Here is a 24,201-nt window from a genome sequence, read left to right as displayed (position 1 = left end):
TGCGGGCTCAGGCACGCAACGACGGCTTCAGCAGCGCGGCGTCAACGTCGTCGGCCAGCACATCAAGACCACGGGCCAGTTTCCCGCACTCGAGGTGCACTCTCTCGATGATTTCCGGCGTGCACTGTTTCAACATCGTCACGATCAGGCGTACCCGCGGCGGCACCGGACGTTGCGCCTGAATCAGTACATTGACGTCGAAGGGCAGCGCCTCGAATTGCGGCAACAACCGAACCAGCCGGCCGTCCGCGAGCGCCTCGACGCACGCCGGCTCTTCCAGCACGCCAATGCCCGCACCCGCGACGATCATTTCATACACGGGCCGCCAATGACTGGTCTTCACCGCGGTACGGATGGGGGCGCTCTCCACGACGCTCGCCTGATGTCTGAGGGGCAGTTGGTCCGTGCCGAACATGCCCTGCACCCGAATGAAAGAATGTTTGATCAGGTCGGACGGCGCGCTGATCGGACCATGCTGGCTCAGATAGCCCGGCGCTGCGACGACGACACGGCCAATCTGCCCGAGTTGGCGGGCAATGAACGCCCCTTCTCCGAGTTGCCCGAGACGAAAGGAAATATCCACGCCCTCCGTCACGAGATCGACAATCCTGTCGTTCAGCACCAGTTCCAGATCCAGTTGCGGATAGGCTGCACGTACGAGCGTCAACGCCTCCGGCACGACGGTCTCGCCGAAGCAGTGAGGCGCCGCGATGCGAACCGTGCCTCTGAGCGCCTGCTCGTCATTCGACACGTCCGCGACCGCCTGCTCGACGGCGCACAGAATCCTCTTGCTACGCTCGTAGAAGGTCACGCCTTCGGGCGTGCAATTGAACGCACGTGCACTACGCAGCAAAAGCCGGCAACCAAGGTACTTCTCGAGCCGCTCGATGCGTTCGCTCGCGGCGGGCTGCCCGATATTCAGATCCCTGGCGGCGCCGGAAATGCTCTCGCGCTCCACCACTCTCACGTAAATGCGCATGGCTTCGAGCAGATTCATCATCCCCCGCCTCCGTTTGCACCGGTCCTGCGTGATGCCAACGTCGAAGCGTCGGGACACTGACGGCGTGCGTGGCGGTTTCCCTTCAGATCTACGTCTTGCATGGTTTGGCTCCAGTCTTCTCGCATCCAAAGGCCCCTGTTCCGGGCCCCGTGTGCATTCGTTCGATGAAGAACAGAGTAAGGCTGGGCGGTCTGCCGCAGAGTGCACAAATCGGCCCGGCTGGCATCAGTACAGTTCTGCTAGGATTTGCGCACCGGACGGCAGTACACCCACGCGAGCGCGTGTCAGCCGGCGGACTGACTGGTGCAACTTGCCGTTGCGAAACGCCAGGGAAATCGTCCGATGAATCTCTATGAGAAGCTTGCAGACGACATAGAAAAGCTGATCCGGCAAGGCGTCTACAGCCACGGCGAACGCCTGCCCTCGGTGCGGCAGACCAGCCAGCAGCATCGGATCAGTGTGACCACGGTCATCCGCGCCTATTTATTGCTGGAAAGCCGAGGCCTGCTCACGAGCAGGCCGCAATCGGGCTATTTCGTCAATTTCCGCGGCGACGGAGGGGAGCGCAAGACACTCGAACTGCGGCCATCGAAACCGATTCCGATTTCATCGCCGGTCGACGTCAGCCGGTTGGTGCTTTCCACGCTACGCTCGATCGGTGTCGACGACGCCGTGCCGCTCGGTTCGCCCTACCCTGACGCGAGCCTGTTTCCCTTCGAGAAACTCAACCGCTACGCATACGACGCGGGACGAGGCAAGACACGGTGGGGCGTGACCGACGCGCTGCCGCCGGGCAATGCGGCACTGGTGCGCCAGATTGCGCGTCGCTACCTCGAGAACGGCATGGCCGTCGATCCCAACGAGATCATCATCACGGTCGGCGCGACCGAGGCGATCAATCTGTGCCTGCAGGCCGTCGCCAAGCCAGGCGATACGATCGCCGTCGAGTCACCCACGTTCTACGCGATGCTGCACGCGATCGAACGGATGGGCATGAAGGCGATCGAGGTGTCCACGCATCCCGAACATGGTATCGACATCGAAGCGCTTGCCGCGATCGTGGAATCGCAGACGGTCACCGCCTGCATGGTCATGCCGAACTTCCAGAATCCGCTGGGGTTTCTGATGCCCGACGAGCGCAAGCGCGAGCTCGTCGAATACGTGACGAAACGGGATATACCGGTGATCGAGAACGGGGTCTACAACGAGTTGCACTTCGATAGCACGTATCCGAGCACGTTGAAGTCCTACGACACGAAGGGATTGGTGCTTCACTGCGCGTCGTTCTCGAAGACGCTCACCGCAGCGTACCGGATTGGCTGGGCGATGCCGGGCCGCTATCGCGATCAGGTCGAGAAGCTCAAGTTTCTGAACACGTTGACCACGCCGACCATTCCGCAACTGGCGATCGCGGAATTTCTGGAGCGCGATGGTTACGAGCATCATCTGCGGCGCGTTCGGAAAACGTATGCGCAGCAGGCGAAACTGATGAAGGCGATCGTCTCGCGCTTCTTCCCTGAAGGTACGCGCATGTCCAACCCCGCGGGCGGCTACGTGCTGTGGATCGAATTGCCGCCCAAGGTCGACGCGATGCGGCTTTATAAGCTTGCGCTCGAACAGGGCATCACGATCGGACCGGGCTACATGTTCTCGGTCTCCGAGACGACCTATCGGAATTTCATCCGCCTGAATTACAGCAGCCCCTGGTCAAGCGAAATCGAACAGGCAGTGATTACTGTCGGCAAGCTGGTTGCTCTGTGCGCGCGCTAACCGCCGTGCCCGCGCAACCCTTCTCCCCTCAGTGGTAGCCAGCATCCCCTTCCCGCACCTTGCCGCGAAACACGCGGTACTGCATGGCGTTGTAGACGAGGATGATCGGCAGCACGATCACCGTGCCGACCAGTGTAAAGAGCTGGCTCGAATGACTCGACGAGGCTTCCCAGATCGTCAGCGATGGCGGCACGATGTTCGGCCAGATGCTGATCAGCAAGCCGCTATATCCGAGAAAGCACAGCGCAAGCGTGAGCAGGAACGGCAGCGCTTCATGCTGAAGGCGAAGCGAGCGAAAAATGCCCCACACACAGGCGATCACGAGAATCGGCACCGGCATGAACCAGCCGAGATAGCCGCTCCCGAACCAGCGATGCTCGACCGCTGGCAATCCGATCACGGTCCAGAGACTCACCACGAAGATTATCCCCAGCAGCACGGCCAGCAACGGCCGCATCACCTCGCGAATCTTGCGCTGCAGTTCGCCTTCCGTCTTCAGGATCAGCCAGCCGCAGCCGAGCGTCGCATAGGTGAACAGCACACCGATCCCGCAGAACAGGCTGAACGGCGACAGCCAGTCAAACGGGTCGCCGACGAAACGGTCATCGACGATCTTGATGCCTTGCAGCAGCGATCCCAGCACGATGCCCTGGCAGAGCCCCGCGAGCGCGGATCCGGCAATGAAGGCGAGGTCCCATGCGTGCTGGGTCCGCGTGGCCTTCGCGCGCAATTCGAAAGCCGCCCCGCGGAAGATCAGCCCCACGACCATCAGGATCAGCGGCAGATAGTTCGCCGGCAGCAGCGTCGAATAGACGACGGGAAACGCGCCGTATAGCCCCGCGCCGCCGAGCACGAGGAACGTCTCGTTACCGTCCCAGACCGGCGCGATGGTGTTGAGCATCACTTGCCGATCGGCTTTTTCCTCGAAGAACGGAAACAGCAGGCCGATGCCGAGATCGAAGCCATCCAGCATCACATAGATGAAAACGCCGAGTCCGATGATCGCAGCCCACACAACCGGAAGATCGATTTGCATGGCGTCACTCCTGTTCCAGCGCGTCCAGCGGACGATTGCGCAACACCGGGTGCTTGACGGACTGGCGGGCGTCGACATGTTCCTCCGGTCCGCGCTTCATCATCTTGAGCATGTAGTAGACCCCCATACCGAATACCAGGAAGTACACCAGCACAAAGATCAGCAATGAAACGCCCGCTTGCTGGGCACTGATCGGCGAGAGTGAGTCTTCTGTGCGCAGAACACCGTAGACCGTCCAGGGCTGGCGGCCGACCTCCGTCGTGACCCACCCGGCCAACAGCGCGACGATTCCCGACGGGCCCATGCACAGCACGAAAACCTGATACCACCGCGTCTCGTAAAGCCGGCCTTTCAACCTGAGCAGCAGCCCCAGCAACGCGGTCAACAGCATCAACATGCCGAGGCCCGCCATGATCCGGAAAGTCCAGAAGATGATTGGCGAATACGGACGGTCTCTGGCGGGAAACTCCTTGAGCCCGCGGATTTCTCCGTCCCAGCTATGGGTCAGAATGAGGCTGCCCAAATGCGGTATTTGCACCGCGTAGCGCGTGACCTCCGCTTTCATGTCGGGCAGACCGACCAGATTGAGCGCCGTGCCGCCTTTCTCGGTTTCCCACAGGCCCTCTATCGCCGCGATCTTGGCGGGCTGATATTCGCGGGTATTGAGGCCGTGCGCATCGCCGACGAAAATCTGGATCGGCGTCAGCAAAAGCAGAATCCACAGCGCCATCGAAAAACTGCGCCTGATGGGTCCGTCGCGCCGGCCATGCAACAGGTGCCACGCCCCGCACGCGGCGACGATGAAGCCCGCAACAATGAACGCGGCGATGGTCATATGCGCGAGCCGGTACGGGAAAGACGGGTTGAAAATCACTTTCATCCAGTCGACCGGCACGATCCGGCCGTTCTCCATGGCGAATCCTTGCGGCGTCTGCATAAAGCTATTCGACGCCAGAATCCAGAACGTGGAAAGCAACGTGCCGACCGCCACCATCAGCGTGGCGAAAAAGTGCGCGCGTGGACTCACCCGCTGCCAGCCGAACAGCATGACGCCGAGAAAGCCGGCCTCGAGAAAGAATGCCGTCAATACTTCATAAGTCAGGAGCGGCCCTGTGACGTTGCCGGCTATGGTGGAAAATCCACTCCAGTTGGTGCCGAACTCGTAGGCCATCACCACGCCTGACACCACGCCCATGCCGAAGCCGACCGCAAAGATCTTCGACCAGAACAGAAACATGTCCTTGTAGACCACGTCGCCGGTCAGCAGCCATCGCCCCTCCAGCACGGCGAGGAAACTGGCCATTCCTATACTGATCGCGGGGAAAATGATATGAAATGAAACCGTAAATGCAAACTGCAACCTGGCGAGGTGGAATGCATCGAAGATTTCCATGATTGATCGGCGGCTCCAGGTTGTACCGGCACTTGCGTGAAGATAAATGCCTCGTGAAGCTGAGGCATCACTCAGCTGACGTGCCGTGCGCCTCTTGTCTCCCCGTTCGTCGATGAACTCGAGAGGCATCAGCACGTCCGCTTCCGGATAATACGCGCCACACCGCCGACATGCGCGCAGCGTGCACTTGCCCGTTGCTCACGCCCTGTATTCAGGACCCGGCGCCTTGCGTGGACTCAGTGCTGCTGACTTCGTCGGACGACTTTTTCTTTGCCCGGCTATTGGCGCGCTTCGCCTTAGGCGGCGGCGCCTCGCTACGAGTGAACTTCACTTCGCCGCTGTCCTTGTCGTAGCTGACCTCGACACTGTCGCCCGACTTCAGGTCGCTGTTGAGAATCTCCTTGGCGAGTCGCGTTTCCAGTTCCTGGCGGATCTGGCGTTTCAGTTCACGGGCACCGAATTCCGGCCGATAGCCGGCGTCAGCAAGGTGATCGACAATAGATTCGTCCATCCTGAGCGTAATGTCTTGCGCCGCCGCGGTGCGCGTGACCCGTTCGAGCTGGATCTGCACGATCGAGCGAATATTCTCGCGCGAGAGTCCGTGGAAGACGATCACCTCGTCGATCCGATTCAGGAATTCCGGACGGAAGTGCCCCTTCAGCACGCCCATCAATTCTTCGCGCATCGCCTTTTCGGCGAGGCGTTCTCCCTCGGGTTTCTCGAGGTTGTCCATGATGATGTGCGCGCCGAGATTGCTCGTCGCAATGATGATCGTGTTGCTGAAGTCCACCACGCGGCCCTTCCCGTCGGTCAACCGGCCATCGTCGAATACCTGGAGCAGCACGTTGCTCACGTCCGCGTGCGCCTTCTCGATCTCGTCGAGCAGAATCACGCTATACGGCCGCCGCCGGACCCGCTCGGTCAACTGGCCGCCCTCGTCATAACCGACATAGCCCGGCGGCGCGCCGATCAAGCGCGCTACGGCGTGACGTTCCATATACTCGGACATGTCGATCCGAATGACGGCCTGTTCATCGCCGAACACCGTTTCCGCCAGCGCCTTCGCGAGTTCGGTCTTGCCGACGCCGGTCGGACCGAGGAACAGGAAGGTCGCGATAGGCCGGTTCGCCTGCCCGAGTCCCGCGCGCGAGAGGCGCACGGCGTCGCTCACGGCGACCACCGCGTCGTCCTGGCCGACCACGCGTTCGCGCAGCTTGTTCTCCATGTCCAGCAGCTTCTGGCGTTCTTCCTGTGTCAGTTCCGTGACCGGGATGCCTGTGAGACGCGACACCACTTCGGCGATTGCCGCCACCGTCACTTCGAGCGTTTCCGAGCCGGTCTTGCGCTGCCATGCCTCCATCTGCTCGTCGAGTTTCGTCTGCTTTTCGCCGATACGTTCCTCGAACTTCTTCGCTTCGTCATAGCGCTTGCGCGAGGACGCATAATCCTGCTCACGCCTGTGCTGGGCGATTTCGGCTTCGAGTTCCTGGATGTCCGCCGGACGCGAGGTGGCGCCGATGCGCACGCGCGCGGCCGCCTGGTCAATCAGGTCGATGGCTTTGTCGGGCAAAAAGCGCGACGTGATGTAACGGTCCGACATTTCGGCGGCGGCGACGAACGCATCATCCGCAAACGTCACCTGATGATGCGCTTCGAGCTTGTCGCGAAGCCCGCGCAGAATGACGATGGTCTGCTCGACGGTCGGCTCGGGCACCAGCACCGGCTGAAAGCGCCTCTCGAGCGCGGCGTCCTTTTCAATGTATTTCTGGTATTCGTTGAGCGTCGTCGCGCCGATCAGACTGAGTTCGCCACGGGCCAGCGCCGGCTTGAGCACGTTCGCGATGTCGAGGCCACCCTCGCCGCCGCCCTGGCCAGCACCCACGATCATGTGCAATTCGTCGATGAACAGAACCAGTTCGTCCTTCTTTGCCGTCACTTCGTCGATCAGCGTTTTTGCGCGTTCTTCGAACTCGCCGCGATACTTCGCACCCGCCACCATCGAATTGATGTTGACCTCGACGAGCCGCTTGCCGCGCAGATTTTCGGGGACGTCGTCGTTGACGATACGCTGCGCCAGACCTTCGACGATCGCGGTCTTGCCGACCCCGGGCTCGCCGATCAACACCGGATTGTTCTTCCTGCGCCGCGCGAGCACCTCGATCGTACTTTCGATTTCCTGCGCGCGACCCAGCACGGGGTCGAGCTTACCCTGCCGCGCGAGAGCCGTGAGGTCACGCCCGAACTTGTCGAGCGTGGGCGTGCCGGTCGGCGTGTCGACGCGGCCGTCCTCGGCACCTTTGCCGACCACTTTCACCACCTTCTGCCGCAGCGATTCCGGCGTCACGCCGTACTTCTTCAGCAAGGTGCCCGCGATACTGTCCGGCACCGCCGCAAGCCCAATGAGCAAATGCTCCGGGCCGACATAGGAATGACCCAGATCGCGCGATGCCTGGAACGCGTTCTGGAACACTTTTTTCATGCGAGGCGAGATGGTCATCTTCTCGATCGGCGCATCGGGATTCGCGGTGCCCTTCTGGGCATGCTGATCGATATAGCCTTTGATGTCCTGCGGCGACAACTTGAGTTCCTTGAGCAGCGCCGCGCACACGTCCGTGTCCGCCAGCACGTAAAGCAGGTGCTCGGTGTCGAGTTCGGTGCGTTGAAGCTCATGGGCTTTTTCCGCCGCACGCTGCAACAATTCGAGCGTCTGTTCGCTGAAAGCGTCGGTTGCGTCGACCGATTCGCGCGGCAGCTCCGCGGCGAACCCTTCGTCCTCGTCATCTTCCTCGGCCGCGCCGCCAAGACCGCCGAAGAACCGCGACAGACCGCCTCCTCCCAGCAGCGAGTCGAACGGGTTCGCCATGCTCTGGTGCCGCATTAATTGCCGATAGTCGTAGTCGCAGATCGATAAAGTTTTCCGCTGGCCGTTCTGCACAACGGTCACACGGGCGACAGCGGGACGGGCGTTACAGATTTCGCAAAGGGCGGGCATCGTAAATTCACCTTTATCAGTTAAGGCATCCGACGTTGTTGAAGGTTATGGGACGCGTTCATGTGTGGGGCGAATGCTCGAAACCTGTCGCCGGCCTTTCGATTTGTTGTGCGCCAGGGACCGATGCTTCGCCGGTCAGCGTTCAAATGCCGGCGTCTCTTTCGGAGAGAAAGAGACGCGCGAGCGGCTTCCGGCAACCGGCATGCGCTCGCGTGTTCGCGCTACGCGCCTGATCACCACATGATTGGCATAACGAACCTAAAAAACCGCCCTTGAATTCTATGAGTGGATCGTTAGTAAGGGAACATTGGTTTTTCCGATGATAGGCATTGGCAGGCATGCCCAACGCTATCAGGCTGCGAGATGACGCGCTTGAACGCGCGTGAATGCCCCTACTTGCCGGTCTCTCGGCGGCTCTGCTCCGTAACGGTGAGGATCGCCTCAGGCATGACCTCGAGCCGCTCTTTGGGGATCGGCTGGCCGCTTTCATCGGAGAGACCGTAGGTGCCTTCGTCGATCTTCCGCAGCGCACGCTGGATATCGGCAACGCGCTGGTCGTTCACGTCATGCAGCGACTGGTTGATCTCATTCTGTGCCATGCCCTGCGCTTCGTCCTCATACTCCTCGGCCTCGTCGCCATGCTCCTCCTGAGCCGTTCTCTGGTCTGCGATCGTATCTTCCTCTCCGCCCAGCAGTTCCCGACGCAGCGCCTCGAGGCGCTTGCGCTGCTGCGCGATGAACTCGTCACTCAGCTCACCCTGTTGCTCCGGCATGGTCTTCTCCCTCAGCTTGATTCGCTCTACTCGCCGTAGAGCCAGGCGTCACGCACCCAGTTCCTGAAATACGTGGCCGTTGGCCTCGAGTCCTTTCAGCAGTTCGGGTGTCAGTTCGCTTTGCCAGACATGCCCCTCGAATTGCCAGTCGCTCTTGTCGGCGAGGTCGGGCAGGCCCGCGCCATTGCGTACATAGAGTCCGAGTGTCGGCTTCTTCAGGTTAATGTAGAAATCGAATTCCTGCATTGTCACCACCTCATGCAAGTTAAGGTCTCAATGACTAGAATCACCGGAACAGATATCCGCGGCGCTCCGTTCATACAATGAGTCTATATCCCCAGGTGCTTCGCAACCGGCCGCACATGATGATCGGTCTGCTCGCCGGTTTGAGCGCCTGCATGCTCGCGCCAGCCTCGATACGGATCACGGCGCGCCTGCTGCTCGGTTGGGACATCGCGATCTGGACGTACCTCGTCATGATCTGGTTCCACATGGCCTTCGCCAGCGAAGAAGACGTGCGAAGCCACGCCCGGCGCGAGGACCAGAATGCGGTCACGGTACTGACGGTGATTTGCGCGGCGACCATTGCCAGCATTCTCGCGATCGTGCTGGAGCTCGGCACCACCAAAGATCTGACCTTCGAATCGAAGGTGTTGCATTCGCTGCTGACAGGACTGACATTGTTCGGCGCCTGGTTTCTGATCCCGACCATCTTCACGATGCACTACGCGCGGCTCTACTATGGCTCCGATCCGAATGCGTCCGCGCTCGCCTTCCCCGATAACACACTCGTACCGGACTATTGGGATTTTTTGTACTTCTCCTTCACGATCGCGGTTGCGTCGCAGACCGCGGACATCAGCCTGCGAGGGCGCAGCGCCCGGCGCGGTGTGCTCGCGCAATCGATCCTGTCTTTCTATTTCAACGTTGCCGTGCTGGGTCTGTGCGTGAATATCGCCGCGAGCATGCTGCGCAACTGATCGGCATCGGATCGGGCCCTCATCCGCTACCGGTGTCCAAAGACGCGTCAACTATCGTCGACGTTGTCCGCGTAATGGTCGACAGTCACTTTGCATTCGTCGACCACGACCTGAAGGAAAGCGGGATCGTTTCTTTCCACCCATCGCTCCACGTGAAGGAAACGCTGCGTGCCGAGATCGGCGACGCGTTCAGCGTCCGAGGTCGTGACGTCGACGGTGACTATGCCCCGGCTCCCTTGCAGAGGCGAGATCGTTGCGGAAAACAGGAATCGTCGATATGAGAATTCTTGTGCCATAACGCCTCCTTACCAAAGATCAGTTGAGCCCACGATTTCTTCATACGAGTACGCGTCTTCGCGTGCGGCACGCCACATGGGATTCTATGAGCAAGTCACGACCCGGTGAACGTAGGTTTCTCCAATGCTAACTATCGGCGAAATACGGTCGGCGTGCGCCATTCAAACGCAATTTTCTTTGTGTCGGAATGCTGAGATTACGGCATGATGGCGCTGAGCAGAGACCCGCTCGCTAAAGGAGAAAACGATGCCAGCATCTACTGTTTTTTACGGCGAGTTTGAGATGGTCGTGCGCCCCGAGACCAACAAGTTCGGCGCATGGATCGCGAGCGTGAGCCTGAAGAATGGCGCGGGAAAAGTCGTCGATATTCGCCCGATGACCGTTCAACCTGAATGGCTGACTGAAGAAGAAGCGATTAGAGACGCGGTCGAATGGGGCCGCCGGTTCATCGATCGTGAGTTCGAGACGCCGCAACCGCACTCCTGGGTCAGCGCCAGGTCTCGCGCAGAGGTCTGGTTCCGCGATGCGGAAGAAAAATCGCACGGGCCCGAGATCAGCTCCTGAACGTCTCATGGCCGCGCTTGCAAAATCCTTGCAGGCCCGGTGAAATTCCCTCTCAGCCGATCACTGCTTGCGCAGACGTGCCTCGATTTCCTGGGTACTGAGCGCCAACAGATCCTCGCTGATCTGCTCGAATATCAATCGACGCGTGTCCTCGCTCAGATTCGAACGCACCATGCCGAGGAATTTCGCCTCGATGGCGAGGCGCAGCCGATTGTAGAGTTGATGGAGCCGCCCCTCCTCCAGGTAGTCACCCACGCGCTTTGCAAACTTCTCCCGATCTTTTTCAGTCAAGACCGTACCGGTGTATTCATCGTTGACGAGAACTTCGACCTCCTGCAAGTCCAGCGTGAGCCCAGGCATCCGGAAAACACGCGCGCGACCTCCGTCAGCCACGACAAGCCAGGTAACTTCGACCATCATGCACCTCTAAGCAGGGATTTTTCAGCGCATATGCGGCGCTCGACCGCCGACTGTACTGATGACACTCACTCAAGATAGCAGTTCGGACCGGATACGCCCAAGGTCAATTCACCGATTCATCGTATCGGTCTGAAGTTCACCACTCGCCCGGCATCGGTACAACAGCTTCGAACGCTACGAGCGCTTGCCTCTTGCCGGAGTTCTGAGCCGTTTCGCATCCGCAGCAGGCAGCAGATTCGCCGCGAGGAAATCGACAAAGACCCTCAGCTTGGGCGACACGTACGGACTCGACGGCCACACCGCGCGGAACACGCCGCTGTGTTCGACGTACTCATCCAGCACCATCACGAGGCTGCCATCGGCAAGTTGCCGGCGGATCGCAAAGTCCGGCACGCAGGTCACGCCGAGCCCTTCCTCGGCGAGTGCAATCAGCGGCTCGATCGTGCTCGACGAGGCCGTCACGGGCAGCGCCACGTCATTGCCGGAAGCCGGCGTCACCAAAGGCCAGCGCTGCAACTTGCCGCTGGTCGGATAACGGTGATGCAGGCAGGCGTGATTCAACAGGTCCTTGGGTTTCAACGGCGTGCCGGCGCGAGCGAAGTAAGACGGCGCGCCGACGAGTTGAAGCCGGTAAGCGCCGAGCGTGCGCGCGATCAGCCGCGAGTCGCTCGCGTCGCCGGTGCGCACGACGACGTCGAACCCGTCGTTGACGACATCGACCAGGTGATCGCTGAAATCCAGATCCAGTTCGATCTCGGGATAGGCGCGCATGAAGCCGCTCAAGGTCGGCATCATCAGCATGCCGACCATCGGCAAGCTCACGCGAAGCCGGCCCTTGGGCGCGCCTTTGGATTGCGCGAAGCCGGATTCGATCGCGTCGATTTCGGAAAAGATGCGGCGACAGCTCTCGAGGAACTGCTGGCCTTCCTGCGTCAGTGTGATGCTGCGCGTGCTGCGGTGAAAAAGGCGCACGCCGAGACGCTTCTCGAGCCGCGCCACCGCTTTGCCGACCGCGGACGAAGACAGGCCGAGCTGCTGGCCGGCATCGGTGAAACTGCGCAGTTCAGCGGCGCGGGAAAAGACTTTCAATGCGTTGAGACTGTCCACGCCGCGTCCCCACGATTGCGGACATTGGTGTCCGATAAGTCGGGAACTCTAGCATATTGATGGCCGCGAACGCCGCCCTCAGAATCATGCAACGCATCACTTTCGCCTTGAGGCATTGCATGAAATCCGCACACGCTACCTCCGCTCTTCCCGCTCCGATCTACTGGCTGGCGCTCGGCGCTTTCGCGATCGGCACCGAAGGCTTCATGATCTCGCCGCTCTTGCCCGGACTCGCTGCCGACCTCTCGGTGAAGATCGAAACCGCGGGCCAGTTGGTCACCGTTTTCGCTCTGGCCTATGGCCTCAGCTCGCCGGTGTTGACGGCGCTAAGCGGCAGTCTGAATCGCCGCACCTTGTTGCTCGCAAGCATGATCGCCTTCGCGCTCTCCAACGTACTCGCCGTTGTCGCACCGAACTTCTGGGCGCTGATGGGCGCGCGCGTGCTGCTGGCGCTGTCCGCCGGTCTGTATGTGCCGGGCGCGAATGCGCTGGCGAGCGTGATCGTGCCGCCCGAACGCCGTGGCCGTGCAATCGCGGTGGTGAACGGCGGCATCACGATCGCCATCGCACTCGGCGTGCCCCTCGGCGCGGTCGTCGGCCATGCGCTCGGCTGGCGCATGACGTTTGCCGGCGTCGCCGGACTGGCGACGCTCGCCGCGGCCGGGCTGGTCATCGGTCTTCCGCGCGACATTGGAGCGGGCATCCCGGTTGCAACGCTGCGCGAGCGCATCGCGGTGGCGCGCAACCCGGTCGTGCTGGCCACGCTGCTGACGACCACGCTCTGGGCCACCGGCGCCTATACGGTCTACACCTACCTCTCGCCGTTTCTCGCCAGCGTCGCCGGTCTGGCCGGTACGCAGATCGGCATGGTGATGTTCATGTGGGGTCTCGCTGCCGCGGCCGGCGTCGTGACCGGCGGCAACGCCAGCGACCGGTTCGGGCCGCTGGCCGTGATCGTGCCGACGATCGCGTTGTCGGGCCTCGCCTTTGCCACGCTGTCGATCAGCGCACGCTTCCTGTCACCCGCCGCCGCATTGCTGCCCGTGCTCGCGGCCATCGCGTTGTGGGGCGTCGCGCACTGGGCGTTCTATCCGGCGCAGCAGGCGCGGCTCATCGACATCGGCGGCCTGAAGGTCGCGTCGATCGTGCTGTCGCTCAATGCATCCTTCATGTACATCGGCTTCTCGATGGGCGCCGCGCTCGGCGCGCTAACCCTGGCTCATGGCGGCGTGGCCGGCCTCGGATGGGTCGCGGCGGCTTGCGAACTGGCGGCGGTGCTGCTGGCGCTGGCGATCGTCGGACGGCCTGCCGTGGTGAGCGCGCCTTGCCAGGCGGAGCGTGGATAGTCGCCGATCATCGCCCTGCTAGCACTCAGGACGCCCTGTCCAATGCGGCGGCGCATCGCACTGGACAGTCGTCGCATCGTGCTTTTCAACCGTGAGATTCACGGAGCGCGCACCAACCGCCCGCGTTCGATGGTGCGTGCCCGCAGGCACGGTCAGCAATTGGCCGGCTTGCAGGTCGATTGACCCGTCTTCGAAATCGATGGAAAGAACGCCTTCGACGACGAAAAATGTTTCGTCCGAATTCGGATGAAAGTGCCAGAAAAATGGCGCGTCCATCACGCTCAAATGGACGTCGTGGTCATTTACGCTCGTCAGTACCTTGTTTGAATATCCTTCGGGCGTGTCGCCGGCGACCGCCCCAATATCGATCATCTGGATCATGTCGTCTCCGTTTAACGTTACAGGCAGGATTGAGCCACTAGTGCGCAGAGCACGCCCGGCGTACTGACTGACTCGGCACGTCCAGCGTACCCGGTATCGACGTGGTCGCTAAGGCAGAAATTTTCGTGAGTATGTGAGCGAGATTCGCCGGTCGCCGCACGCTTGCCGATGTTCCTGCCCGTTAAGCAAGACCGTTCCGAAGATGACGTGGTCGTCGGCATCGCCCACCGCCAAACCTCGAAGTTCGGTACGATAAGCCCGCCTGTCGCACGAGCACATCCTGCTATGAACGAAATGACCATGGACTGGGGCGATGTCCGCGTGTTTCTCGCGATTGCCCGTTGCGGCACACTGGGCGCAGCCGCGCGCCAACTGGGACAGACCCAGCCCACCATGGGCCGCCGGCTGCGTGCGCTCGAAAACGCGGTCGGCCAGGCGCTGTTCCAGCGCACCGCCGACGGCTTCGTCCTGACCGACGAAGGCAATGCGGTGTTGAGTTTCGCGGAACGAATGGAGGAAGAGGCGCTCGCGTTCACACGTTCGCTCGCAGGAACCACGCAGCAGTTGACGGGGTTGCTGCGCGTGTCGTCTTCGGACTGGTTCGGCATTCATGTGCTCACACCCGTGTTCGCCGGGTTCCTCTCGCGGCATCCGCAGCTCGCGATCGAGTTGATCACCGATTCGCGACGCTACAGTCTCTCGCGCCGTGAAGCGGATCTCGTGTTTCGCATCACGCCGTTCGACGAACCCGACGTCATCCAGCGAAAAATCATGGATTTGAACTACGCGCTGTACGGGCACGTCGATCTGGTGGCGCCGCACGCCGGCGATGGCGCGGGGCAATCGCTCATCACGATGGACAGCGCCTTCGAGGCGTTGCCCGATGTGACTTGGATCCGCCGCATGCTGCCGAATGCGCGGGTCGCGTACGCCAGCAACAATCGTGGTGTCCAGGCGCGCATGTGCGCCGAGGGCGGCGGCTTCGCGGTCCTGCCGTGCGCGCTGGGCGACAACACGCCGGGCCTGCGGCGCATCGACCTCGGCGAAACGCCGCCGGGCCGCGAGGTCTGGCTCGGCTACCATCGCGACCTTCGGCGGCTTGGGCGGTTGCGGGCGCTGATCGACGTGGTCGTCGACAGACTCGCCAACACCTGACAGGCATCTGGCCGCCGCTGAAATCACTCGCGTTCGCCGACTCGCGAGACCGGCGTCACTCGATATCGACGACGATTTTGCCGCGCGCGCTGCGATCGGTGATTGCGTCGTATCCGCGCTCAGCCGAGCGAAGATCGAAGCGGCGCGGATCGAGCCGCGGCGTCAATCGACCCGCTTCGGCGAACCGCGTCGCCTCGCCCAGCATCTCGCCGTGATGCGCCCGATTCTCGCCGGTCAGCAGCGCATGCAGGGTGAACACGCCGGAGTAGGTCGCCTCGCGAAACGACAGCGGCGCAAGTGCATGTGTACCCCAGCCGAGCGCGCTGACGACATGGCCGAAATGCTTGACCGCCGCGAACGATGCATCGAGCGTTGTACCGCCCACCGTGTCGGCGACCAGATCGAAACCCGCGCCGCCGGTATGCTGCGCGACGTATTGCTCGACATTCTGGGCGGCATAGTCGATCGGCGTCGCGCCGAGGCGCGTGAGCTCGTCGTGATCGCGCGAGCTCGCCGTGGCGAACACTCGCGCTCCGAGCGCCCGCGCCAGTTGCACCGACACGTGACCCACGCCACCCGCACCGCCCTGCACGAGCACGGTCTGTCCGGCCTGAAGCTTCGCGCGATCCACGATCCCCATGTAGGCGGTGATGAACACCAGCGGCAGCGCGGCGGCTTCGCGCATCGACAGATTGGAGGGCTTCAGCGCGAGCAGATCCGCGTCAACGGCGGCATATTGCGCAAGCGAACCCTGGATGCCGCCGACGCCGCCCGTCATGCCGTAAACCTCATCGCCCGCTTTGAAGCGGGTTACGCCCGCGCCCACCGCCTCGACCACGCCGGCCATGTCGATGCCAAGCACCAGCGGCAGCGGATGTTTGGCATGGGCGGCGCCGCCTGCACGGATTTTCGTGTCGAGCGGATTCAGACCGGCCGCCGCGATGCGCACCAGCACCTGGCCAGGCAACGGCTCGGGGCGCGCCAGGGTAGTGAGTTCGAGCGGTCCGTTGTACTGGGAGAGAACGAGGGCTTGCATAGTCATGGTGAACGCTCCTTGCAAACACCGGTAAGGGAAAAAGCAGATGAAGCGAATGATGGCCCATGCAAATCGGTCTGAAAACTTACAAATCTGCACACCTGTCATGCATTAACGCATGGCATGATTCTTCGCCCGGCGCGGCCGGTCGGCGGTGAATGGGTCATACGGTATGGCGGGCAGCGCTGACGGCGGCCGCGAGCCTTCCGCGTCACCGAAACATCGAGGCATCGTCGATCAGCGCGGGCGTCACTCGGGCCTTGAGCAGATCGAGCCACGCCTTGGTCTTGGCATCGAGAAAGTGTCTGGAGGGATACAAGGCGGAGACAGTGACATCAGGCGACCGCCACGACGGAAGAACGCGAACCAGACGCCCGTCACGAATCGAATCCTTGACGGTGAACCACGGCAACAATGCTATACCGCTGGCTTGCTCCGCGGTCTTCAGAAGAACGTCGGGATTGTCCGCGATGATGGGACCGACGGCTTGCGCCTGATATGCCCGCTTGCCCGACATCAGTTCCCACTCCGAGGTGACGGAAGGATTGATCAGCCGAATGCAGGCATGGTCCGCCAGGTCGCGCGGATGCCGGGGCGCACCGTACTGTTGTATGTAGGCAGGCGCCGCGCACATGACACCGAACACCGTACCCAGCGACAGCGCCACCAATCCCGAATCCGACAGCTGTCGCGACAGGTAAATGCCCACATCGATTCCCTCCGCAAGCAGCGCCGGCGCGTACTGCGAAGTCGCGTACTCGATGCTCACTTTGGGAAACGCTGCGCAAAATTCAGCGATCAGCGGGACCACATAGTAATTCCCGAAGCTACCCATGCATTGAACCCTGAGCCGCCCCGCCGGCTCGATCGTCGCCCCGGATGCGTACGCCTCCGCCACATTCACGCGCTCGAGGATATCGCGGCACTGAATCACATACGTCTCGCCGGCGCTGGTGAGCGCAATCCGGCGGGTCGTTCGCTGCAGCAGCTTGGTGCGCAGGCGCTCCTCCAGTCCTGAGACGAGCCGCGAGATCTGCGCGGTCGTGAGCTCCATCTGCTCGGCGGCGGATGTGAAGGTTCCGGCATCCACCACCCTGACAAATGCCGTCATCGCGTGAAGCAGTCCGTAATCCAGATTTTTACGCATGATGTAACTAAGTTTCCAATCCGACTTGATTGTTACTCACAGTAGGACTACCGAGAATGGTCGTCAAGCCGGCACTGCGTCCGAATCCATCAGACAGCGGCGCCCCCCTTTTCGACATCTTTGGAGCAACACCATGAACGGTGCAGAAAGTCTGCTGAAGTCGCTGGTTGCCAGCGACGTGGAAGTCTGTTTTGGAAACCCGGGCACATCGGAAATGCATTTCGTTGCAGCGCTCGATGCGGTGAAAGAAATGCGACCCGTGCTCGGTCTTCAGGAAAACGTCGTCACGGGCGCCGCCGACGGCTATGCACGCATGGCCGGCAAGCCGGCCGCCACGCTCCTGCATCTGGGACCGGGGCTGGCAAACGGTCTGAGCAATCTCCACAACGCGCGCCGCGCGTCCAGTCCGATCGTGAATATCGTCGGGGACCACGCGTCGTCGCATGCGAGGTACGACGCGCCGCTCGCCTCGGATATCGCCGGCTTTGCACGCCCGGTGTCGGACTGGGTGCATTCGTCCACGAGCGCCCGTTCTGTCGGCGCGGATGCGGCACGCGCCGTCCGCGCAGCGCGGGAGGCGCCAGGGAAGATCGCAACGCTGATTCTCCCGGCCGACACCGCCTGGGACCCCGCAGTTGAAGTTGCAACTCCACTGCCGCTTCAGCCACGCACCCACGCGGCCGGTTCGACTATCGATCGCGTAGCCAGCAAGCTGCAGGCAGGGTTAAAGGCGGTCCTCCTCGTTAGAGGCGACGCGCTTCTCGGCGAAGGTCTGGTAGCGGCGGGCAAGATCGCGGCGAAGACCGGGGCGCGGCTGGTGTCCGATACGTTTGCACCTCGTTTGGAACGCGGCGCGGGTCGCGTACAGGTCGAGCGGCTTCCCTACTTCGGCGAGCACGCCACTGAATTCCTGGCCGGGACAGAACTGCTGATTCTGGTCGGCGCACGTCCCCCAGTCAGTTTCTTCGCGTATCCCGACAAACCCAGCTGGCTGACGCCCGACGGCTGCGAGATCGCTGTGCTAAGCCATCCGCACGAAGATGGCGCGGCCGCACTGGCAGCGCTCATGGATGCCGTGGATGCACAAGGCGTCGAGGGACGCGTCGTCACGCGGCAAGCGATGCAGTTGTCGCTCGACGGCGCACTCGACGCGAAAAGCATTGCGCAGATCGTGGCCATGCACCTGCCCACGAACGCGATCGTGGCCGATGAGGGCATTTCGTCGACGCTGCCTTACTACGACCTCCTGAACAACACCGCGCCACATGATTTTCTCAACCTGACCGGCGGCGCGATTGGCAGCATGATGGCGGTGTCGACCGGTGCCGCTATTGCGCGTCCGGACCGCAAGGTTGTGACGCTGGTCGGCGACGGCAGCGCGATGTACACCGTGCAGTCGCTCTGGACCCAGGCGCGCGAAGACCTCGACATTGTGACCGTGGTGTTCGCCAATCGCGGTTACAAGGTGCTGAACAACGAGCTGGTTCGGGTGGGCGCGTCTTCGAATGGACCGGGTTCGGGGGCCATGCTCGATCTGGGCACTCCGACGTTGGACTGGGTTTCGATTGGACAAGGCCTGGGTGTCGCCGCTGTCCGCGCGAATTCCCGCCGCGCGTTCGAGCAGGCGTTCGTCTCGGCGATAGCGCAGCGTGGCCCGCGCCTGATCGAGGCGGTGCTCGAGTAAGCGTCCAGAACCTGGGGACCAGGGGCAGGCTCTACATGTCATTTTCGTAATGAACCGGTGGGGATCGCGTCATTTGCAGAAGCGCAATATGGCTTCCAGACGCTCAGAGAAGAAAGACCCGCGCAATACCAGTAGCGTCGAAGCAGCTGCTGCTATTCAGCGAATTTCCATCAGTCACCCATCGTATTTATTTCGGAGTCTAGATCATGAAGAAAGCTATTGTTTGCCTCGCCCTTGCTGCTGCCGCCTTGTCCGCTCCGGTGCTCAGCTTCGCGCAATCCGACGGTCCGGTGACACGTGCCGAGGTCCGCAGCGACCTCGTGCAGGTGGAACAGGCCGGCTATAACCCGGCGCGAGCCAGCGACCCCGACTATCCGGCCGACATCCAGGCCGCCGAAGCAAAAGTCGCGGCGCAATCGGGTGACCAACCGACGACGCAGGGCTACGGCGGTGTGCCGGCGAACAGCACGTCGTCAGGTGGTTCGGCGCACACGGCGATGCGATCGACCTGTGTCGGTCCGGTCAGCTTCTGCACGCCATACTTCGGCAAATAAGTGACATGCCGTGCAGGTCCCGTGCTTGTTGCTAAACGCACGGGACCGAACTTCATCCTGAAGCCCACCGGGCGGCATAACGAAGATTCAGCGTTGACAACATCTAGCTGAATGAAACCGGGGTTGCTCCAAGGCGCGCCGAAGACGCGCGTCAACCCTTACCGAATTCCGTCTCCCACACCTGCTCGATGGCCTGCAATGCAGTCAATACGATCGACCGGTTGAGCGCCGCCGCGAGCGTGCCGTCGCGCTCCGCATACGCCTCGCACAGCCGTTGGTGATCGGCGCACGAGCGCTGCATCCGTCCGGGCAACGACGTGCTGAGGTGCCGCAGACGGTTGGTGCGCATCCGCATCGAATCGAGCACTTCCTTGAAAATGCCATTGCGGCTCACCCGTAGCTCTTCATCCCGAAACGCCACGTTGCCCCAGAAATAACCGTCGACATCGGCGCGCGCGGCCGCGTCGGCTAGACGCGCGTGCGCGCGCCACAACGACTCGATGTCTTCGGCGGTGGCGTGCTCGACGATCGCGAGCGACACCTGCCCGTATAACAGCACGCGCAGTTGATAGATCTCGCGCACTTCCGTGAGGGTCATCGACGACACGCGCGGGCGCCGCCGCGGCGACCAGTCGACCAGCCGTTCGCGGTTCAGCACGAACAGCGCTTCGCGCACCGGCGTGCGGCTGACGTTGAAACGTTTCGCGAGATCGACCGAATTCAGGTCATCGCCCGGTTGCAGCCGGCCTTCGATGATGCCGCGCGCCACCCAGTCGACGATCTCCCCGACCGGCGATGCGTCGCCCTGCTCCTCTTCGTCGCGTGTGTCGACAGTTTCGTCCATCCCGTTATTCCTCGATATCTCTTGGCGTGCCGCCCGGCTGCGTGGACGGATTCTAGCAAACCGACGCCCGGCCAACCCGGTACGGCTGCCTGCCCGATTTCCACAAGTGTGCACAGTTTATCGAATTTATCTTGAAATTGATCCGAGATTCGCCATACACTTGGCGAAAGTGTCGACACTACCAATATAGGACGCCAAGTCCAGATCGGAGACGCAAGCATGTACATCGAAAAGGAGATCGCCGGCACACCCGGCGTCGAGGCCAGCGTTTCGGCGCGGCTCGACCGCCTGCCGCCGACGCGTTATTTCAGCGGTCTCGTCGCGCGCATCGCGATCGGCGGCTGGTTCGAGTTTTACGAAATGTTCATGGCGGCCTATATCTCACTGGGACTCATCGGCAGTGGTCTGTACCGCGCCACCACGGTCGGCCTGTTCGACGTCAACGGCTTCGCCAGCTTTCTCGGCTCGTTTTTCGCCGGGATGTTCGTCGGCACGGTGGCGCTGGGCGGCTTCACCGACCGCTTCGGACGACGCGCCGTGTTCACCTGCGCGATGCTGATCTATTCGGTCGCGACCTTCGCCGCCGCGTTCCAGCATTCGCCGGAATCCATGGATCTCTGGCGCTTCGTCGCGGGCCTCGGAATCGGCGTGCAGCTCATCACTGTCGACACTTATATCTCCGAGCTGACGCCGCATCACGCGCGCGGCCGTTACAGCGCGTTCAGCATCCTCGTGATCCTGACTTCCGTGCCGACAGTCGCCGTGCTGTCGTTCCTGCTCGTGCCGCACACAATCCTCGGTCTCGAAGGCTGGCGCTGGGTGATGATCATCGGCTCGGCGGGCGCCGTGCTGATCTGGTTCATGCGGCGCGGGCTGCCGGAATCGCCGCGCTGGCTCGAAAGCAAAGGCCGTGTCGATGAGGCGCGCGCCATCGTCGATGCGATCGAGGCCCGCGTGGTCGCCGAAACCGGACGCGCGTTGCAGGCGCCCGCGCAACACACGCCGGAACCGCCGGCCGGCGAGCACAGCGGTTCATGGTCGGAGATGTGGAAGGGGCGCTACTTCAGCCGCACGGTGATGCTGTCGTTCTTCAACTTCTTCCAGACCTTCGGCGTGTACGGATTCGGCGCGTGGGTGCCGGTGCTGCTCTACACGAAGGGCATCACGATCACGCATTCGCTGCTCTACACAATGGTGATCGCGTTCGCGACGCCACTCGGCGCACTCGGCGCGATGGCGTGCGCCGAACGCGTCCAGCGCAAGTGGCAACTGGTCGGCTGCGCGATCGTCGTCGCGGTGGCCGGCGTGTTGTTCGGCATGGTGCGCGAACCCGTGCTGATCCTGCTGTTCGGCGGCGCCGTGACCATCGCGAACAACTGGCTGATCGGCATCTTTCACACCTATCAGGCCGAGCTGTATCCGACCCGGATTCGCGCCCGCGCCGTCGGTTTCGTTTTTAGCTGGAGCCGTCTGAGTTCGATCTTCGTCGGTTTCTGGGTGGCGGCATTGCTGAAGCATTCAGGCGTGCCCGCCGTGTTCGTGCTGATTTCGTCAGCCATGTTTGTGATCGTCGTGATGGTCGGGCTGCTAGGGCCGAAGACCAACGGCATTCGTCTGGAGGAGTTGTCTCAATGAGTTCCATCGCCGCCGCATTCGCGCACGGCCTTTTCGCACTGGCGCAGCGTCCGCTGCCGGTTCCGGTCGCAGAAGAAGCCAGGCGCTCCTTGATCAATGTGATCGGCACTTCGATCGGCGCATCGCAGCATCCTGGTGTCGACGCGATCCTCGCCGCCGCCCAGGAGCTAGGCGTCGCGCAGATCGCGCCCGTGCCGGGCCGCAGCGAAAAAGTCGACCTGCATTTTTCGGCGCTCGCGACCGGCTTTGCCGGACATCTCGACGATTTCGACGACACCCATCTCGCGACCGTCATTCACCCGGCCGCTTCGGTGCTCGCCGTGCTGACGGCGCTTGCGCCCGACACGCGGCCCACCGGCGCGGCCGCGCTGACTGCTTTCACGCTCGGCTGCGAAGCGCAGTTGCGGGTCGGCGTCTCGATCTCGCCGGAACACTACGACCGCGGCTGGCACATCACCGGCACGTGCGGCGTGATCGGTTGCGCCGTGACGGCCGCGCTGCTGCTCGGTCTCGACGAAGCAGGATTGACGCAAGCCGTGTCGATCGCGGCCTCGATGTTCGTCGGCCAGCGCGAAGCATTCGGCACGATGACCAAGCCCTATCACCCCGGCAAGGCGGCCGCGAACGGCATTGCCGCCGCGCGTCTCGCGCAGCGAGGCCAGCGCGCCGCCGCCGACATTTTCGAAGCCGCCGGCGGCTACTCGCATTCGCTGTCGACCAAGGTCGATTTCGAACTGATGAACGGTGCGTTCGGCGAGCGCTGGGAACTGCTCTTCAACACGTACAAGCCGTATCCGTGCGGGATCGTCGCGCATCCGGCGATCGACGCGGGGCTGGCGCTCGCGCCGCAAATCGACGACGTGCAGTCCATCGAGTCGATCACGCTGCGCTGCCATCCGCTCGTGCCCGAACTGATGGGCAATCCGCAGCCGAAGGACGGCCTGCAGGCGCGCTTCAGCGCGATTCACGGCGTGGCCGCCGCGCTGTGCGACGGCCAGGTCGGTCTCGCGCAATACGAAGACGCGCGCGTGGTGCAGGACGACGTCACGGCGGTGCGCGCGCTGACGAAGCTCGCGCCCGACGCATCGGTCAATCGCGACGAAGTCTTTATCGCGGCGACGCTGAAGGACGGCACGGTCGTCGAGCATCACGTCGAACATGCGCGCGGCAGTCTCGCGCGTCCGCTGACCGATGACGAACTGATGAACAAGGTCCGTCTGCTGGTGGATCCGCTGCTTGGCGACGGCGTCGCCGCACAACTCGCTTCCGTCGTGGCGACACTCGACAGCGCCGCCAATCTCGACGCGCTCTTTGCACTCTGCGCACCGTCTGAGGAACTGAATCATGCATAACGCCGCTCAACATTCCGTCGTCTCCGACGCGCTCGTCGGCTTCGCCATCGCCACGCTGCCCGCTTCGGCCGACGCCGCACTCGACGCCGCCCGCGACGCCCTCACCCACGCGCGCCTGATCACCGATCCGGCGACGCGCTCCACCGAGCAGATCAGCGCACTGCTGCAATCGCAAGGCAGCGCGACGACCGATTCGCGCACCCGCGCATGGATTCTCGGCACGTCGCTGGCGACGCAGGCCGCCGCGTCGCCGGCGATGCCGGTGCTCGCCGCCGTGATCGCAGCCGGCGACACGCTCGGCTCGTCCGAAAGCGACGCGATCGCCGCCGCCGCGATCGGTATCGAAGCCGCCGCGCGCATTCTCAGCGCGGTCGATAGCGCTGAATTCCGCGCGCGCTGGAACGTGGCGTCGTCGGTGGGCCTGCTGGGCGCGGTGCTGGCGGTCTCGCGCCTGCTTCGTCTCGACGAAGTGCACACGCGTCATGCGCTCGGCGTCGCCGCAACGCAAGCCGCGGGCCTCGCGCACAACGCGGACCACGCGATGGAAGCGATCGAGATCGGCAAGGCCGCAGCGGACGCGCTCGAAGCCGCGATGATCGCGAAGCATGGCTTCACGAGCGCGGCTGCGTCGATCGACGGACGGCGCGGCTTTGCAGCGCTGATGGCGTATCGCTTCGACGGCGCCGCTATCACGGAAGCGCTGGGTACGCGCTGGACTTCGCTCGACTGAACGTG

23 protein-coding genes are annotated in these 24,201 nt (G+C 62.5%); 10 read left to right on the top strand and 13 right to left on the bottom strand.

Features of this window, described 5'->3' with window-relative positions; genetic code table 11:
* Nucleotides 1-7: 7 nt before the first annotated feature.
* Nucleotides 8-997 (bottom strand): LysR family transcriptional regulator, encoded by a 990-nt coding sequence (locus PQR32_RS18715; protein WP_408230083.1) that lies wholly within the window; start codon nt 995-997, stop codon nt 8-10.
* A gap of 345 nt (nt 998-1,342) precedes the next feature.
* Between PQR32_RS18715 and PQR32_RS18710 the strand changes: the two genes are divergently transcribed.
* A complete protein-coding gene (locus PQR32_RS18710; RefSeq protein WP_408229840.1) occupies nt 1,343-2,770 on the top strand; it encodes an aminotransferase-like domain-containing protein in 1,428 nt (475 codons plus the stop codon).
* A 28-nt stretch (nt 2,771-2,798) separates the two neighbouring features.
* Here the strand turns inward: PQR32_RS18710 and cydB are convergent, their stop codons facing one another.
* The 5 genes from cydB to PQR32_RS18685 all read right to left on the bottom strand — a co-directional run bounded on the left by cydB (nt 2,799) and on the right by PQR32_RS18685 (nt 9,210).
* Nucleotides 2,799-3,806 carry a cytochrome d ubiquinol oxidase subunit II gene (cydB, locus tag PQR32_RS18705; RefSeq protein ID WP_408229837.1) on the bottom strand — a complete coding sequence of 336 codons (1,008 nt, stop codon included), beginning with the start codon at nt 3,804-3,806 and terminating at the stop codon, nt 2,799-2,801.
* Between the two features lie 4 nt (nt 3,807-3,810).
* Complete coding sequence (locus PQR32_RS18700; protein WP_408229834.1) at nt 3,811-5,199, bottom strand: cytochrome ubiquinol oxidase subunit I; 1,389 nt, start codon at nt 5,197-5,199, stop codon at nt 3,811-3,813.
* A 211-nt stretch (nt 5,200-5,410) separates the two neighbouring features.
* Nucleotides 5,411-8,191, bottom strand: coding sequence for an ATP-dependent Clp protease ATP-binding subunit (locus tag PQR32_RS18695; RefSeq protein ID WP_408229831.1), 2,781 nt, complete (start codon nt 8,189-8,191; stop codon nt 5,411-5,413).
* A gap of 392 nt (nt 8,192-8,583) precedes the next feature.
* Complete coding sequence (locus PQR32_RS18690; RefSeq protein WP_408229828.1) at nt 8,584-8,964, bottom strand: TraR/DksA family transcriptional regulator; 381 nt, start codon at nt 8,962-8,964, stop codon at nt 8,584-8,586.
* A gap of 48 nt (nt 8,965-9,012) precedes the next feature.
* On the bottom strand, nt 9,013-9,210 hold the full coding sequence (locus PQR32_RS18685) for a hypothetical protein (RefSeq protein ID WP_106313048.1): 198 nt from the start codon (nt 9,208-9,210) through the stop codon (nt 9,013-9,015).
* 77 nt (nt 9,211-9,287) lie between these two features.
* Between PQR32_RS18685 and PQR32_RS18680 the strand changes: the two genes are divergently transcribed.
* Nucleotides 9,288-9,944: a DUF1345 domain-containing protein gene (locus PQR32_RS18680; protein ID WP_408229825.1), complete on the top strand. Its 657-nt coding sequence runs from the start codon at nt 9,288-9,290 to the stop codon at nt 9,942-9,944.
* A 47-nt stretch (nt 9,945-9,991) separates the two neighbouring features.
* Here PQR32_RS18680 and PQR32_RS18675 read toward each other — a convergent pair whose 3' ends face one another.
* Nucleotides 9,992-10,240, bottom strand: coding sequence for a hypothetical protein (locus tag PQR32_RS18675; RefSeq protein WP_408229822.1), 249 nt, complete (start codon nt 10,238-10,240; stop codon nt 9,992-9,994).
* 247 nt (nt 10,241-10,487) lie between these two features.
* On the opposite strand from PQR32_RS18675, the gene PQR32_RS18670 reads away from it, so the two are divergent.
* Nucleotides 10,488-10,805, top strand: coding sequence for a DUF6566 family protein (locus tag PQR32_RS18670; protein ID WP_408229819.1), 318 nt, complete (start codon nt 10,488-10,490; stop codon nt 10,803-10,805).
* A 60-nt stretch (nt 10,806-10,865) separates the two neighbouring features.
* Here the strand turns inward: PQR32_RS18670 and PQR32_RS18665 are convergent, their stop codons facing one another.
* Entirely contained in the window at nt 10,866-11,225 is a 360-nt protein-coding gene (locus PQR32_RS18665) for a host attachment protein (RefSeq protein WP_408229816.1), read from the bottom strand.
* A 174-nt stretch (nt 11,226-11,399) separates the two neighbouring features.
* Nucleotides 11,400-12,332 carry a LysR family transcriptional regulator gene (locus PQR32_RS18660; protein ID WP_408229813.1) on the bottom strand — a complete coding sequence of 311 codons (933 nt, stop codon included), beginning with the start codon at nt 12,330-12,332 and terminating at the stop codon, nt 11,400-11,402.
* 119 nt (nt 12,333-12,451) lie between these two features.
* Between PQR32_RS18660 and PQR32_RS18655 the strand changes: the two genes are divergently transcribed.
* Entirely contained in the window at nt 12,452-13,678 is a 1,227-nt protein-coding gene (locus PQR32_RS18655; protein ID WP_408229810.1) for an MFS transporter, read from the top strand.
* Between the two features lie 18 nt (nt 13,679-13,696).
* Here PQR32_RS18655 and PQR32_RS18650 read toward each other — a convergent pair whose 3' ends face one another.
* Nucleotides 13,697-14,059 carry a cupin domain-containing protein gene (locus PQR32_RS18650; RefSeq protein ID WP_408229807.1) on the bottom strand — a complete coding sequence of 121 codons (363 nt, stop codon included), beginning with the start codon at nt 14,057-14,059 and terminating at the stop codon, nt 13,697-13,699.
* A 285-nt stretch (nt 14,060-14,344) separates the two neighbouring features.
* On the opposite strand from PQR32_RS18650, the gene PQR32_RS18645 reads away from it, so the two are divergent.
* A complete protein-coding gene (locus tag PQR32_RS18645; protein WP_408229805.1) occupies nt 14,345-15,214 on the top strand; it encodes a LysR family transcriptional regulator in 870 nt (289 codons plus the stop codon).
* 55 nt (nt 15,215-15,269) lie between these two features.
* Here PQR32_RS18645 and PQR32_RS18640 read toward each other — a convergent pair whose 3' ends face one another.
* Both PQR32_RS18640 and PQR32_RS18635 read right to left on the bottom strand, forming a co-directional pair.
* Complete coding sequence (locus tag PQR32_RS18640; protein WP_408229802.1) at nt 15,270-16,256, bottom strand: zinc-dependent alcohol dehydrogenase family protein; 987 nt, start codon at nt 16,254-16,256, stop codon at nt 15,270-15,272.
* A 205-nt stretch (nt 16,257-16,461) separates the two neighbouring features.
* A complete protein-coding gene (locus PQR32_RS18635) occupies nt 16,462-17,397 on the bottom strand; it encodes a LysR family transcriptional regulator (protein ID WP_408229799.1) in 936 nt (311 codons plus the stop codon).
* A 133-nt stretch (nt 17,398-17,530) separates the two neighbouring features.
* Here PQR32_RS18635 and PQR32_RS18630 point away from each other — a divergent pair, with 133 nt between their 5' ends.
* Both PQR32_RS18630 and PQR32_RS18625 read left to right on the top strand, forming a co-directional pair.
* Nucleotides 17,531-19,081, top strand: a complete 1,551-nt coding sequence (locus PQR32_RS18630; RefSeq protein ID WP_408229796.1) for an acetolactate synthase large subunit — start codon at nt 17,531-17,533, stop codon at nt 19,079-19,081.
* A 206-nt stretch (nt 19,082-19,287) separates the two neighbouring features.
* Nucleotides 19,288-19,635, top strand: a complete 348-nt coding sequence (locus PQR32_RS18625; RefSeq protein WP_408229794.1) for a DUF4148 domain-containing protein — start codon at nt 19,288-19,290, stop codon at nt 19,633-19,635.
* Nucleotides 19,636-19,786: 151 nt separating this feature from the next.
* Here PQR32_RS18625 and PQR32_RS18620 read toward each other — a convergent pair whose 3' ends face one another.
* Nucleotides 19,787-20,479, bottom strand: a complete 693-nt coding sequence (locus PQR32_RS18620; protein ID WP_408229791.1) for a GntR family transcriptional regulator — start codon at nt 20,477-20,479, stop codon at nt 19,787-19,789.
* A gap of 219 nt (nt 20,480-20,698) precedes the next feature.
* Between PQR32_RS18620 and PQR32_RS18615 the strand changes: the two genes are divergently transcribed.
* Genes PQR32_RS18615 through PQR32_RS18605 form a run of 3 tightly spaced genes read left to right on the top strand, consistent with a single transcriptional unit; the run spans nt 20,699 to nt 24,196 of the window.
* Nucleotides 20,699-22,114, top strand: a complete 1,416-nt coding sequence (locus tag PQR32_RS18615; RefSeq protein ID WP_408229788.1) for an MFS transporter — start codon at nt 20,699-20,701, stop codon at nt 22,112-22,114.
* Entirely contained in the window at nt 22,111-23,466 is a 1,356-nt protein-coding gene (locus tag PQR32_RS18610; RefSeq protein WP_408229785.1) for an MmgE/PrpD family protein, read from the top strand. Before PQR32_RS18615 ends, PQR32_RS18610 begins: the two co-directional genes overlap by 4 nt.
* Entirely contained in the window at nt 23,459-24,196 is a 738-nt protein-coding gene (locus PQR32_RS18605; RefSeq protein ID WP_408229782.1) for an MmgE/PrpD family protein, read from the top strand. The genes PQR32_RS18610 and PQR32_RS18605 overlap by 8 nt, the downstream gene beginning before the upstream one ends.
* The last annotated feature ends 5 nt before the right edge of the window (nt 24,197-24,201 follow it).

This window comes from Paraburkholderia dipogonis, from assembly GCF_046027395.1.
Classification (GTDB): Bacteria; Pseudomonadota; Gammaproteobacteria; order Burkholderiales; family Burkholderiaceae; genus Paraburkholderia; species Paraburkholderia dipogonis_A.
The sequence above is the reverse complement of the archived record's forward strand: the minus strand, read 5'-3'. Positions and strand labels throughout refer to the sequence as shown.